The 12,879-nt window shown below is 49.4% G+C and carries 12 protein-coding genes; 1 reads left to right on the top strand and 11 read right to left on the bottom strand.

What is annotated here, in order from left to right; all coding sequences use genetic code 11:
- Window position 1: 1 nt before the first annotated feature.
- Together hpxA and AAH450_RS07185 are read right to left on the bottom strand one after the other, a co-directional pair.
- Window positions 2-748 carry an allantoin racemase gene (hpxA, locus tag AAH450_RS07190; RefSeq protein ID WP_342909625.1) on the bottom strand — a complete coding sequence of 249 codons (747 nt, stop codon included), beginning with the start codon at window positions 746-748 and terminating at the stop codon, window positions 2-4.
- The gene (locus tag AAH450_RS07185) at window positions 745-1,464 is read right to left on the bottom strand and encodes a GntR family transcriptional regulator (RefSeq protein ID WP_342909624.1); all 720 of its coding nucleotides are present in this window, start codon (window positions 1,462-1,464) and stop codon (window positions 745-747) included. The genes hpxA and AAH450_RS07185 overlap by 4 nt, the downstream gene beginning before the upstream one ends.
- A 145-nt stretch (window positions 1,465-1,609) precedes the next feature.
- Here AAH450_RS07185 and AAH450_RS07180 point away from each other — a divergent pair, with 145 nt between their 5' ends.
- Window positions 1,610-3,103, top strand: a complete 1,494-nt coding sequence (locus AAH450_RS07180) for an NCS1 family nucleobase:cation symporter-1 (RefSeq protein WP_342909623.1) — start codon at window positions 1,610-1,612, stop codon at window positions 3,101-3,103.
- Between the two features lie 189 nt (window positions 3,104-3,292).
- On the opposite strand, the gene AAH450_RS07175 is transcribed toward AAH450_RS07180, so the two are convergent.
- The 9 genes from AAH450_RS07175 to AAH450_RS07135 all read right to left on the bottom strand — a co-directional run bounded on the left by AAH450_RS07175 (window position 3,293) and on the right by AAH450_RS07135 (window position 12,829).
- A complete protein-coding gene (locus tag AAH450_RS07175; protein ID WP_342909622.1) occupies window positions 3,293-4,036 on the bottom strand; it encodes an SDR family oxidoreductase in 744 nt (247 codons plus the stop codon).
- A gap of 33 nt (window positions 4,037-4,069) precedes the next feature.
- A complete protein-coding gene (locus AAH450_RS07170; RefSeq protein ID WP_342909621.1) occupies window positions 4,070-5,266 on the bottom strand; it encodes an MFS transporter in 1,197 nt (398 codons plus the stop codon).
- A gap of 116 nt (window positions 5,267-5,382) precedes the next feature.
- Window positions 5,383-6,516: an alpha/beta hydrolase family protein gene (locus AAH450_RS07165; RefSeq protein WP_342909620.1), complete on the bottom strand. Its 1,134-nt coding sequence runs from the start codon at window positions 6,514-6,516 to the stop codon at window positions 5,383-5,385.
- Entirely contained in the window at window positions 6,513-7,952 is a 1,440-nt protein-coding gene (locus AAH450_RS07160) for an SRPBCC family protein (RefSeq protein WP_342909619.1), read from the bottom strand. Before AAH450_RS07160 ends, AAH450_RS07165 begins: the two co-directional genes overlap by 4 nt.
- The gene (locus tag AAH450_RS07155) at window positions 7,949-9,502 is read right to left on the bottom strand and encodes a class I adenylate-forming enzyme family protein (RefSeq protein ID WP_342909618.1); all 1,554 of its coding nucleotides are present in this window, start codon (window positions 9,500-9,502) and stop codon (window positions 7,949-7,951) included. The genes AAH450_RS07160 and AAH450_RS07155 overlap by 4 nt, the downstream gene beginning before the upstream one ends.
- A gap of 36 nt (window positions 9,503-9,538) precedes the next feature.
- Window positions 9,539-9,790, bottom strand: coding sequence for an acyl carrier protein (locus AAH450_RS07150; protein ID WP_342909617.1), 252 nt, complete (start codon window positions 9,788-9,790; stop codon window positions 9,539-9,541).
- 97 nt (window positions 9,791-9,887) lie between these two features.
- The gene (locus AAH450_RS07145; RefSeq protein ID WP_342909616.1) at window positions 9,888-11,000 is read right to left on the bottom strand and encodes a beta-ketoacyl synthase N-terminal-like domain-containing protein; all 1,113 of its coding nucleotides are present in this window, start codon (window positions 10,998-11,000) and stop codon (window positions 9,888-9,890) included.
- A gap of 3 nt (window positions 11,001-11,003) precedes the next feature.
- A complete protein-coding gene (locus tag AAH450_RS07140) occupies window positions 11,004-12,263 on the bottom strand; it encodes a beta-ketoacyl-[acyl-carrier-protein] synthase family protein (protein WP_342909615.1) in 1,260 nt (419 codons plus the stop codon).
- A gap of 77 nt (window positions 12,264-12,340) precedes the next feature.
- Entirely contained in the window at window positions 12,341-12,829 is a 489-nt protein-coding gene (locus AAH450_RS07135) for an EVE domain-containing protein (protein ID WP_342909614.1), read from the bottom strand.
- Window positions 12,830-12,879: the final 50 nt, after the last annotated feature.

Below are 12,879 nucleotides of genomic sequence, written 5' to 3'. Positions count from 1 at the left end.
CTCACTCCAGCTTCAGACTGGCAAACTGTCCCGACAGGGTTTTTCTTACAGGATAGTCCAAATCACCATGTTTACTGGTGGATAGCCCCAGAGCCACCAGCGACTCAACCATTTTTACGGCGGCACCGACACCGTCAATCACCGGGATCCCTAACTCAAGCGTCAGCTCACGGGCCAGAGTCGCCATGCCGCCACAGCCAAGCACGATAGCGCCACTACCATCCTGCCGCTTCGCTTGTATACACCCCTCCCGTACCTTCTCCTGGGCCAGCCCGCTTCCATCCTCCAGCGCCAGCACCGGCAGGTCGATGGCATGCAGCGCCGCACAGTGGTGCTCAAAGCCATACTGCTGTAGCAAATGCCGGGCAATGGTCACCGTACGCGGCAAGGTCGTCACAATTGAGAAGCGCGTTGCCACCATCGTCGCCATATGCATAGCGGCTTCGGCAATGCCAATAACTGGCCCCTGAGCCAGCTCCCGCGCAGCCAGCAGCCCAGGATCGCCAAAGCAGGCAATCACATGCCCGCTTACGCCCTGCTCGCGGCCCGCCTTGATCTGTTCCAGCACGCCAATGGCCGCAACAGCTTCGTCAAAATGCCCTTCGATAGAGGGCACGCCCTGGCTGGGGTTGACGGCAATAATCTCTGTACCTGGCCCGGCCACTGCTCGTGCGGCTGCGCCGATTGTTTCGGTCATCGCAAGAGTGGTATTAGGGTTGATCACCTGAATGAGCTGTCTCGCCGTCATGCTTTAACTCCAAAACCCGAAAACAGGCGGGCAAAGTCCGGCAGCATTTCACCCCCACGTTCGAAGTGCAGACTGCTTACGATATGATCGAAATGTTGCTGCATGGCGTCAGCCAGCGGCTGTAACGCTTTTTCTCTGACCAGCTCAATTAACCGATCGTGATCGTCACAGCGGCAACCCTGCTGCCACGGCGCACCATACGCCGCAATCACCAGTGATGAGCGTTGCGACAGGCGTGTCACCATATCGGTCAGTACCTGATTGCCGGAGATAGCCTGTAGCTGGATATGAAAAGCAGCGGAAAGGCGGATAGCAGCCGGGCCATCATGCGCCTCATGTGCCTGCTGCTCCTGTTGATTAAGCTTCTCCAGCGCCACCAGATGCGGCGACTGGCAGTGTTCCAGCACCGCAGGCAGATTGGCGCACTCAATCAGCGCCCGTGTGCGAAAGATATCCCTGGCTTCCTCAACGGAAGGCGTGGCGACCTGCGCACCACGTTTGGGCGTTAACACGACCATTTGCACCGCAGCGAGGCGTTGCAGCACCTTACGAATACCGGTACGACTGACACCAAATACTTCGGCCAGCGCCTCTTCCGGCAGCTTGCTGCCCGGTGGCAGCTGGTGCTCCACCATCGCCGACATCAGCGCCTGATAGATAGGTTCGTCCTTGTCTGCCAGGTCAGAGGCCGTTTTCAGGCCGGTTTCACTCTTCATTCCCTACTCCGGTAAACATCAGTTCCATCAAGAATCGTACACATCAATTCAAAGTTTTGTATACAACAAAAGGATTTTGGCCTGGATCCTGCAACACCTTGTCATAACCAATTTGCCTTTATCTCTCTTCACAGGAGCAGGATTCATGCCAGATACTCAGAATGTCACCCCGGCGTCGGCGGTTGAAGCCCACGCGAACTACAGCCCACGGCTTTGTAACAAAGATCTGGCTCCTACGCGTGACCAGAACTGGAGCTGGTACAACATCTTCTCTTTCTGGATGTCCGATGTGCACAGCATGGGCGGCTATGTGGTGGCCGCCAGCTTCTTTACGCTGGGCCTTGCCAGCTGGCAGGTGCTGCTTTGCCTGCTGGTCGGCATCTGTATCGTGCAGATTTGTGCCAACCTGGTTGCCCGCCCCAGCCAGATGACCGGGGTGCCCTATGCGGTCATTTGCCGCCAGGCGTTTGGCGTATTTGGGGCGAATATCCCAGCCGTGATCCGCGGCCTGATCGCTTTTGCCTGGTACGGTATTCAAACTTATCTGGCGGCTAACGCCCTGATGCTGGTTTCGCTGAAGTTCTGGCCTGCGCTCGCCCCCATGACGCACTCTGCCTGGCTGGGCCTCTCTCAGCTGGGTTGGATATGCTTTGGCATTATGTGGCTGGCGCAGGCAATGGTGTTCTGGCACGGCATGAACGCCATCAAACGCTTTATTGATATCGCCGGACCGGCGGTCTACGTGGTCATGGTTGCGCTGGCAGGCTGGATTGTATACAAAACCGGTTTTTCCGGCATTTCCCTGACGCTGGCCAGCAAGCAGCTTACCGGTAGCGAACAGGCGTGGCAGATGATTACCGCCACGGCGCTGGTGGTCTCTTACTTCTCGGGGCCGCTGCTGAACTTTGGCGACTTCTCCCGTTACGGGAAAAGCATGGGCGAAATCCGTCGCGGCAACCGCTGGGGCCTGCCGTTCAACTTCCTGCTCTTCTCTGTGGTCACCGTGGTGATTGTGTCCGGCACTCAGTCGCTATTCGGACATATGATCACTGACCCTATCGAAACGGTCAGCCGCGTGGGTAACGATCTGGCGGTAGCGATTGGCCTGCTGACAATGATTACCGCCACTATCGGTATCAATATTGTGGCTAACTTTGTTTCACCCGCTTTCGACTTCTCTAACTGCTCGCCGCAGAAAATCAGCTTCCGCACCGGCGGCATGATTGCAGCCGTAGGGTCGGTGCTGCTGACGCCGTGGAACCTGTTTCAGTCACCAGAGCTTATCCACTATACGCTGGATGTACTGGGCGCCTTTATCGGGCCGCTGTTCGGTATCCTGCTCTGTGACTTCTATCTGATCAAGCGCGGCCAGATCTCCGTCAACGATCTGTTCGACGATACGCCAAAAGGCAAATACTGGTATCGCGGGGGCTTTAATCCAAAAGCTATTGCTGCGCTGGTGCCTTCAGTGCTGATTGGTTTGGTTATCAGCTTTATCCCTTCCCTGCATGAGGTGGCGAATTTTAGCTGGTTTATCGGCGTGGCGCTGTCGGCAGGCTTCTACCGCTGGATCGCCCGTGAAGAGCGCGGCGTCAGCAGCCAGAGCTATGGACGCAGCGTTGCCGTAGAGAAGAGATAAGAGCGTTGGGGCGGCTACGGCCCCTGAAATGACGAAAGCCTGATTTATTGCTGTATCAGGCTTTCTGAATATTTGGTGGAACGGACATCTGCCATGAACAGATCATTATTTTCCACCTTCAGGCACTAAACGAACCAGGCACAACAGCAAAGAGCCGCTGTGCTGATAAATAATATTCTTTCTTTTTTATCAGGTCGCACCGCCATCAACGGTAATCGTCTGTCCTGTGATCCAGCGACCTCCCTCACTCAATAAGAAAGTCACCACATCGGCGACGTCCTTTGGCGTACCAAGTCGATTGAAAGGGGATGCTGCGGCAAAAGCTGCCTGTCGCTCTGGCGGCGCTTTAGCAAACATGCCTGGTATAGTGGCACCAAGCCTTAAGCTATTAACGGTAATATCTCTGGCACCCACTTCCTTTGCCAGAACCCGACTGAAGAGTTCCAGTGCTGCCTTACTCGCGGCGTAGAGGGCAGAACCTGCAATCGGCGCAGCGACCATTGTTGATGAAATATTGATAATACGGCCACCATTGCGCAGCAGGTTTGCCGCCTCTTGCAATATGAAAAGGGCACCACGCACATTGACATCAAACACTCTTTCATACAGCTCGTTGGTAACCATCGCTATCGGGCCTGGTGCAATCACGCCCGCGTTATTAATAAGATAATCAAGCTGCTCATACCGGTCCTTAACAAAACAGAACAAAGCGGCGATATCATCAGGTTGGCTGATATCAGCACGAATGGCATTCGCCTCTCCTCCGTTGGCTTTGATTGAGGCAACAACGTCGTTAGCTTCCCTTTCTGCTGTCGCATAGGTCAATACCACAGCCATGCCTTTTGCCGCCAGGCGGCGCGCCAGCTCACTGCCAATACCGCCTGAACCTCCAGTAACAAGCGCTACTTTTTTATCCGTTTGTTGTAGTTTCATACATTTATTCCTTATTGATTAATGTTAAAAGCATCAGGCGCTACCCGCTCTTGCCTTTTCCGTCGACGGAGGGAGATTATTGAGGGCAATTTCATTCATCTGCGCCGCTCTCATCAGCCGCAAACAGACAGTGCCTGAAAGCGATACAGCGGACATGACATAGAACGTGCCGCCCAATAAAGAGGAATAGAGCGGCCCTGAGAGCAGAACAAATACCCCCATGCCAAGCCCCATAGAAAAAGCGGAATAGATACCCTGTGCCGTTGATGAAAGAGAGGCATCTACCTTATCGGTAATAATTTGCATGGCGGCAAAATGACAGGCACCAAAGGACAACGCATGTAAACATTGCGCAATCAAAAGTAGGATCAGATTATCGTTGCTGCCGATCACCAACCAGCGAAAGGCCGCTGCGGCCCCCCCAATCGCCAGTACATTGACAGGGCCTAATCTGGAGAGTATCGACCGTCCAAAGGCGAAGACCATCACCTCCACCGCCATACTACTCCCCCACAGTAAGCCGATGATTTGATCCGACAGCCCTTCAGCACGCCAGTAAATGGAACCGAAAGTATAATATGCAGCATGACTGCCCTGGATTAGGGTGGTTGCAATCAAGAACCAGATAAACCACTTACTCTTGAAGAAGATCGAGGTATTAACATCCTTATTCTTTACCATCGACACGGAAACTTTTGGCAGCAGGCAGGAGGAGATAAATAATAATCCTGCCGCACCGCAAATAGACCACAGCAGCGCAGGCTCACCAAAATGCTCTAATAACTTACCTGAAAATATTGCCACAGCCATAAACCCGACCGACCCCCAAAGTCGTACTTTCCCGTAATCAAACTTCTGCTCTCTGGCCGTTACCGTAGCCAGGCTTTCGGCCAGTGACATAATCGGTGACCAGCAGGCAAAACTTAATATCGTCATCAGCATGATGGGAATAAAACTGTCCGTTTGCGAAAAGAGTATTATGCTGGTGAATAACCCGCAGGCCAGAACAATAACGGCTTCCCGTCGCTGCCCCGTGCGATCGACAATTTTTGACACTACCGGTGTAAACACAATCTTTAAAGCAAATGACAATGCCGTTAGCACGGCAATGCCTGAGGGAGAAATCCCTTTATACTCCAGCCACACGGGCCAAAACGGCATATGTATCCCAATAAAAGAAAACATACTAAAATAAATCAAACCAAACCGAGTTTTTATTAAATTACTCATCCCTCTCACCCAGAAAATTAACAAACAGGTCAGCCCATAATTAAATAACCATAAACATTTCAGATGCGAAAAATAAAAATCCGAACCGCACTACAGGTCAGATAAAAGTTTTTCAGTTAACCAACAGGCTTAGCCAACTTTTGTAGTAGCCAGTCTGCAATCTCAATACTGTATTGATTAATATAATTCAAACAAACATGAGCTTCTGTTGGATAGATTTTAAGACGATGTCGCTCTCCCAGAGCCTTGTGCATATCCTCCAGCGCTGTCACTGGAAATATATCATCCAGCCCTCCATGGATCGACAATATATCCGTTGTGCTTTGATCCGGAATGGTAAGCGCCAACTGGTCGAAAATATTCTGCATTTCGATCTCATTTCCCCCCATAAATGCATAGCGGAAATCCTCCTTCAGCCGCCGGGGCAGCGTTGCGTAGGGCGATAAATATGGCCCACCCGATAAATTGACCACAGCCTTAAACTGCTGCCCCAGGTAGCTGGCAACACGTAGCGCAAGGTAGCCCCCAAAGCTGACACCAAAGAAACCCAGTCTGTTAACATCGATGGCAGGCTCTATTTTCAAACGTGTAATAATCTTCTGCACTACGGTTTCAAACTGCATATCAATAGGGTTGCAGCCGACATTGATCCCTTGCCCTGGACCATCAAACATAAAGACCGCGATACCGCGAGCAAGAAATTGTTCAGCAAAGGCGAACACCTCTACCTCGGTCACTGAATCCAGCCCATTAGACAGAATTACGCATGGCCAGGTGGTTTCACTGACACCCCGTTGAGATGGTAAAACCAGATAATAGGGAACGTGCACATCGCCATGCATAAACTTCCCCGTACTCAACGACAGTTCCGTATGTTCCAGACTTCGCATAAAACACTCTTTCACACTCTGCCGCATTTGCGTCTTCTGCACAGGATCGGAGAAATACATAAACTCAGCCCAATGAAAACATGCCGCTGCGCTGCGCCAGGCCATGCTGGCACCAGCCTCCGAGCTGCTTTCATTAGCCAGACTTACATAGCCATGCCCCAACTGGCTCCAGCGTTGCATCCACTCTTGCCAGAACTCACCCGAGCTAAGATCCTGGCACTCGGTCGGAAAATCTTGCAGGGCAATCGCAATGTCCCCCCAATGGATCTGCGCACCATGTACCGAGCGCAAAAACATCAGTCGCGGCAGAAAATATGCGCACAGACGGTACAGAGGTTCAGGCAGTAGGGCCGGTTTCATGCTGCCTTCCTTTGTTTGTGCAACCAGTGGCAAAATGCATCGACCGTTGTCTGGCTGTTTTTCATAATCAATGCCTTAATACGCTGTTTATTACGCTGAATATCGTTATCGGAAAACAAGACGCCACAACGTTCAGGATCAATATGAACTGAATGCTCAGCAATAAGCTCCGTGCCGCTGCCACTGGCACGAACCCGCCAGCATCCACTATGGCTTTTCAGCATCGCAGGAGGTTCAGGTTGGAAATACGAAATTGTCTGCGAATCGCGATCGCATTGCCGGATACTACGGAAATGCTCGCTTCCCCCTGCTCCCGTAATTTCCATCACAACCTCTTGATATTTAGCATCCTCATAAATAACATCTATATCGTTACAATGTGGCAAAACAGTTGGCCAATGATGGATATCAGATAACAGAGAGTAAATTTCTTCAGGGGCATAGGGTAATGAGTAATGGGTAGTAAAAGACGATAATGTTATATCAGCTTTTTCAGCAAACTCTTTCACTGCCAACATTTCTCCACCTGCATTCTCATCAATAAACCGATTAATTAAATCACTAGCCTGTTCATGCGTACTAATATCTTCACGGATACCAGAAATATCATCCAGCAGTGTGAAATCCCGCGTAACATTCAGGATACAGCGCCGCTCCCCAAGTGGAACAACTCGCCACTGGCCACTCATTTCCTTCAGAAAGGGCATAGGGACCGGCAGGAAGAAGTCAATTCTTTTGATATCATCAAAATAATTACGCTGCGTATCCCAACCGACCACCTGGCCATTTTGCCTGGCTTCAATTCGCACTCTTTCAGTATTTCCCAGGCGCTCCTGCACCACCGCCGAGATACAAGCATCAAAAATTTTTGGCCAGTTGCTTACATCGGCGACAATGCCATACACCGCTTTGGCAGAAGCCTCACAAATGATCGAATGTGAGGTAGAACGCTTCACAACAGAGTGTGGTTTCTGCAATGCCTCTCTGATGTTACCCAACTCTTTGGTGGAATTAGCATCTATTGCATTAGCAACAAATGCCGCCGCCTGTTCACGCGTGGTTATTTCGTCAATTTCGCAAGGAATGTCATCAACAAGGGTGTAGTCGTGTTCCAATACAATCAAACTCTGAATTTGATTGAGTGCGATCACCCGCCAGGTGGTAGTCATTTTTTTAACGAACAACATGGGCTTAACAATTGTAGAGTCGATCCCAAAAATTTCTTTACGAAATACCCGCCGTGATTCCCAGGTCATTTGCTCGCCACCGACCAGGGCGGTTACCCGGATCTGTTCCTCATTCTCATTACAGGCCAACGTTTCCACCGCAATACAAGGCTCAAAAAGCTGCGGCCACTGCTGAGAATTGCAGATCAGGGAATAAACCGTGGCTTGCGATGCATTACAGACCACTGAATTAGCCTGGGTACGCTTCATGATATTTCCTCCATGACAGATATCGGAATTAGTGCTTTTACATCAATGGTTTTTAGCACTTCAGCTTTGATTATTTTATCATTGACACTCTTGGGGAAAGGGAAACGGCTTGGATAGACATAATCCGGCCATTTCTCCTTGCTGAGCTGTACACCAAGCTGCGCCGATATAACCTGACCAATGACTTCATCACTTTGCTGTGCCAGCGGGCCATAGATACAAACGACCGGTGTATTGCCCAAGTTATTAGCTGTGGGAATACTCAATAGCAGTACTTCCTTCACATCAGCGATCCCTGCGATGACACTTTCAACCTCTTCCGGATAGAGCCGATGACCATTCTTACTCAAAATCGTATTGCTGATACGTCCCTTAAGGATCAGTTCACCATTCTCTGAGAAATGGCCGTAATCACCCGTATGGAAAAACTCAACGACTGGCTGGACCTGGCCCGAGGAAAGATCAAAATATCCCTCCATCAAACCAGCCCCACGTAATACCACCTCTCCAACGCTGTTTTCTGAAACATCAGAAAAATGCAGAGAAATATCGAGAGAATCATCGGGCCGACCAACACAATAGATATATTCCTCATAGAGCTTTCGTTGATGATCGTCCTCTGTCAGCCAGCAAAACGGGCCAAATGTTTCACTAAGGCCATACCCTTGCACCCATTCGCAAGGAATAAGCGCTCGAGCTTCTTCAAGCAATTTTTTCGGTAGTGCCGCAGCACCATATGCCATAACGCGTAAACTGCTCAAATCATCACCACATTCACGGGTTCCTTCAACAAACCTGCGCAGTGCAACTGGCCGTAACATCATGTGAGTGATCCGATGGTGTTCGACTTGCTGCGGCCATTGCTCAATCACCCGTCCAGCAGGGAATACGAGTGTCGCGTTGTGCAATAGCGCTCCAAAAGAGAAAATGACACCCGTTGTGTTATTTATTAAACCAGACATGAAAATACGGGCATCCGCGCTGAATTTTAGTTGTTTCGATACAGAAGCCACACGTTTGCAGACCAACGATTCTGAAACACTGACCGCTTTGGCTTTACCCGTGGTACCACTGGTAAATAACACTAAAAAATTCTCGACTGGATCCGGGCTTCCAACAATAATATCGATAATATCTGCGCAGTTGTTTTCGGCAAAAGCATTCAATTTTATAAAATGGGTATCTTCAGCCGTTGCCCATTGCAATTCTTCAACAGCCTTACCCTGGCGTAGATAAACCACATGGTCAGGCTTGACGGTCTGGATAATGTTCACCCACTCCGGTATCGCCGCATTTTGCAGGTTATACGGCATGACAATCTGGATACCGACTGCACTGGCTGCCGCCATAAACACTACAGCGCTTTCGTCATGTTCAGGGATCAATACCACCTGCTGCCCACGTCGCACGCCCAAACGCCCCAAAGCATGAATGGTATGTGCTACCGCCTTACAAATATCGGCATATGTGTAAGTTCGGGCTGGCGTAACAAATGCTATTTTATTATCCATGCCATCATCAGCACTCTGAAACAACCAAATGAGCTTCATAGAAAACCTCAATACAAGATGATGTCAGCTCTGATTTCACACACAGCTTTCCACCTTTTTAGCACGGATAAACTCATATATCGCCTGACCGCTCTCCCATGAACCACGCTCAGACTTCGAGGCTGGAATACCAAATTTACGTTCAACCTCTTTGGCAAACTCTGTCATTTCGGTCGAGTCCATGTCATATACCAGATCGAGATCGGCACTCATATCCAGCTCATCTTGCGCGACGTCGATATAAGTTGAAATAAGCGCTTTAACTTGTAAAAAAATTGGGTCTTGCATTATTAACTCTCCAGTTATTAATCGTTGGCATTTCAAATTGCAGCTAATAACATTGTCTTGAAAGGTTATGGGTATAAATATAACAACCTGAATTGGCTTATAACGAAGCCAGACTCAACGTTGAAACACTACCTTGCTTGCTAAGACGACGGATCATCACCTTATTAAAGGAGAGAGAGGGATCGCCGCTGGCATCAAAATGTTGGGGATGAGTGGTGCCATGACAGAGATTCCGGGCCGCGCACACCGTTTCCATTACGCCAGAAACAGCAAACATATTGCCAAAATGCTCACGACCAGAGGCAATATAAAGCGGTGCCCGGATATCATTATGAAGACACTTTGTACTGCTGGCTTCTGCCTCAAAAGCAGCATCCGTCAGAAACAGATAAGGGGCATCAGGATGGCTGAGAGCATTTAAAGCGTTATTCCTGAGAACAAAATTGACATCTTTAGCATCAGAGCAAAAATGATCGGCAAACCCGCTGATCTCACAATAAGTTGTAGCGCCTCTTTTTCTGGCATTCTCATACTCTTCTAATACCAGGAATGCAGCACCTTCGCTAAACGCCGCTGGTGTTTCATCTCCAAATACCGAGGTCTTCACCCCACCTGGTTTGGTACTGCGGTCCAACATTGCGCGTATATAGGAACTTGAAAGATCTTCTGATGCACCGCAAAGCACCACATCGGCACGCCCACGCTGAATAGCTTCAACGCCATAACCAATAGCTTGTAAACCTGCAACGTTGCTGGCTGAAAACGTTTTGGAATATCCCTTTAATCCATATTGCAGTGAAATCTGCCCTTGTAGTGCGGCAGGAAACCAGGCGGTGGCAACATAAGGCCCCATAGCCTCTACATTTTCAGTATGCAGAGCCTTGATTTTCGACTCGGCAAAACCCCAGCCTCCCAGGCAGTTACCAACAAATATCCCGACCCTGGATAAATCAATATCGCTATCAAGCACACCACTGTTTTTCAATGCCATATCTGCCGCACACAGGCCGTAAAACGTAAAGTTATCCAGTTTGCGTTTCAAGCGGCCCTTTACCACCTCCGTTCCATCAAAGTCTGTGACCCGTAAAAATGTCGATGGATCATATTGACGCATGCCATTCTGCTCAGGTGAGTTGGCACAGATGCTGTCAATCGTATGCCCAAGTGCACTCAGCGCACCTATTCCGGTGATAACAATACGTTTTTTCATAATTTATACCGCTTGCAGGACAACAGCGCTGTGGATCCCCGAGAATCCGCTGCTTAATTTGATAGCCGATCGAATGGATGCCACTCTCGCTTCGTTTGGTACATAGTCGAGGTCGCACTCTTCATCAACCTGATGATAATTAATCGTCGGGAAGACCATCTGGTGTTGTATTTCCAGACACATGGCAACCAATTCAATAGCATTAGCGGCGGCCAGAGCATGGCCCGTCATGGCCTTGAGCGAGTTCACCGGTATGTGGTAAGCCCGTTCGCCAAATACACGCTTGATTGCCCCAGTTTCATTGGTATCATTTTGGGCAGTCGAGCTGCCATGTGCGCCAATATGGTCGATAGAGTCAATATCACACTCCGCATCTTCCAGAGCTGCATGCATACATCTCGCCAGTGCCTCGCCATCAGGTGGCAGATCTGTCATGTGATAAGCATTATTAGTCGATGCGTATCCTGCTATCCCGGCATAAATTTTTGCTCCACGCCGGATAGCGTGCGTATATTCCTCCAATACAAAAATGCCGCATCCTTCAGCGATCACAAATCCATCCCGCTCAGCAGAGAACGGACAAGATGCCTGAGTTTTATCGCTACAATCTCGTGTTGAAAGCGCCCCAAGTGCTTCGAAAGATCCGATGGACAACGGACACAGTGGAGCTTCACTGGCACCGGCGATCATGACATCGGCTTTACCACTACGGATTTGTTCAAAAGCAAATCCCAAAGCATCCAGCCCCGCCGTACATCCTGTCGACAAATTGGAGACCGGCCCCATCGCGCCATATTTTCTGGCTATAGAAGAAGCCGCGATACCAAAATCCAGATTGTCGTAGAAGTGTCTGTCCACCCAGTCGCTATTCACGTCTTCGGTTCCGTTATCGGTCATTAGCAACAGGTTCTGTTCCATAGTGGCAGCATCAGCAATAGCGCTGGCAACCATCACGCCAAAGCGGGTACGCTCTATCTCATTCATCTTCAAGTCTGCATCTGCCATAGCCATATTGGCCGCAGCTAGCGCAAATTGCAGATAACGGCCGCTGCTCTGAATTTGTCGTTCAGAAACGTCATACAGAAACGGTGAGAAATCATCTACCCTCCCAAGTGAGGCACTTTTAAAACCAAACCGTTTGCCCCATTCATAAGATTTAATTCCGGAGATCCCCCGGAGAGTGTTATTCCAAAATTTCTCAATTCCTGTCCCATTAGGTGCTATGACCCCAAGACCTGTAATGACAACTTTTTTTGTCTGCATAGTGCATCCAGTATTAATATTTTTACAGAGAACTCAACTAAGTGACATTAATCACAGCATAATTGCTGCCACTCAGTTTATTCGGTAAATAAATCCAGATTTTGGCCCAAAGATACAGGCTCAACCGGCGTAAGAAAGTTTTCTGCACTATTTGGTAACATAGCCTTCGCTAACAAAAAAAAGTCGTTGGCCGTTATTTCAAAGTGACCAAATCGGAATTTATATCCCCAATTACTGTTCCCGGCTGTGAAACTAAGTTGATCAAGTAATGGGTGGATAGGAGCATCAACACAGGGCTGATAAGCAACATCCCGTCGGTAGGGTACAAAGGATGGGGTCATCTGAAACTGATAGGTTTCCTCTCCAATGACAGTACCGATGGCGGTAAAGCTCTGACATTTCTCTTTTCCCTGAAATTTCAGAACGGGCGAATAAAAAACAATGCCGTCCCCCACAGCCATCCTGGCTAGCGGTGAGCGTTTTCCGTGGCATACCTGACAGAAGCCGCCTTGTTCCCCAATTTTAATATGTTCTCGGGAGACAACGCCACACCAATACTTTGTCATCGTAACTCTCCTTCTGGGATAATCGGCTTGATCCTTTAATCAAGCCGAAT

The sequence above is a fragment of the Erwinia magellanica genome (genome assembly GCF_039023495.1).
Lineage (GTDB): Bacteria > Pseudomonadota > Gammaproteobacteria > Enterobacterales > Enterobacteriaceae > Erwinia.
This window is presented reverse-complemented; position numbering and strand designations above follow the sequence as displayed.